General features: G+C 62.3%; 3 protein-coding genes. All 3 read right to left on the reverse strand.

From position 1 onward, the window contains the following. Positions 1 to 88: 88 nt before the first annotated feature. Entirely contained in the window at positions 89 to 406 is a 318-nt protein-coding gene (locus B5G37_RS14600) for a hypothetical protein (RefSeq protein ID WP_143483006.1), read from the reverse strand. Beyond that, positions 403 to 609 carry a hypothetical protein gene (locus B5G37_RS14605; protein WP_087258974.1) on the reverse strand — a complete coding sequence of 69 codons (207 nt, stop codon included), beginning with the start codon at positions 607 to 609 and terminating at the stop codon, positions 403 to 405. Before B5G37_RS14605 ends, B5G37_RS14600 begins: the two co-directional genes overlap by 4 nt. Next, the coding region (locus tag B5G37_RS15395) for a ParA family protein (RefSeq protein ID WP_162611662.1) at positions 602 to 1,006 on the reverse strand (405 nt) is incomplete at its 5' end. The genes B5G37_RS14605 and B5G37_RS15395, both read right to left, overlap by 8 nt.

A 1,006-nucleotide genomic window follows, 5' to 3' on the forward strand; every position in this document is an offset into this window, starting at 1 on the left:
CCGAACAGGACGCGGGTATCATGCTTGTCGAACCAGAACATGCGCCCGGATGACGCCGGGTCCAGCACCGGCTGGTAAGCGTTCACGCTCATTGCGTTCTCCTTTTCCTGTCGCTCCGGTAGTCGCGGCAGACGGCGATCTGCCATGGGCCAATCACGAACTTGCGGAAACCCGGAGCGGCGGCGAACACCTCCGCCAGCTCACGGGCGTTCCGCTCATGGTTCACGTTCCCGCCCGCATCGATCTCCTCATGGAACACGTACCTGCGCATGAACCGGTCGTGGACCTTCCGGTTCAGAAGGCGCATCAGCGCCGAGATCGCGCGAAGCAGCAGGCGGGTGACGCCGAACAGGATCAGCACGGCGAACGGTGTGGCGACGCCGAGCCAGAACCCGGCGTCCATCATCCCAGTTCCTCGCGCAGGAGTCGCTGGACGAGCGCGGTGACGCTCTCACCGGTCTGCACCCTGTGCAGGTTCGCCTTGTAATGAAGGTCAGCCGGAATGCGGATGTTGATGACCTTCAGATCATCGCTGTCCGCGCGAGGCGTCTGGATGTCCTGCTGCTCCCGCTTCGCCTTGTTCGCGGACGCCATGAATGCGTTAGTCATTGTGCTTCTCCTTTTCAGCCAGAATGTCATCTGCCAACAGTTCAAATGCGGGGACCGCATGGCTGCGCGGCGCGTACTCCGCAACCGACTTGCCCTCCGCAGCGGCCTGCGCCAACGCGACCGCGCGGGGAATCTTCGCCATCACCGGAATGTTCTCGCTGCCAAGATACTCCACAAGGTCACGGTCCAAACGACCAAACGCATAGAAACAGTTCAGGATGATGAAGGTCTTCGCCTGCGTCTTCGACGCGGCGGCGATCTCCAACGTGCGCATGGTCGGCTCCACATCACGGGTGCTGGGCAGCATGGGCACGAGGATCATGTCCGCCGCGCGGCACCAGTCATCCATGCCGTTCTTCAGCACGCCCGCCGTGTCCACGATCTGGAAATCGCAGGA

Origin of the sequence: Pseudoflavonifractor sp. An85 (assembly GCF_002161235.1) — a bacterium.
In the GTDB taxonomy this organism is placed as follows: domain Bacteria; phylum Bacillota; class Clostridia; order Oscillospirales; family Oscillospiraceae; genus Enterenecus.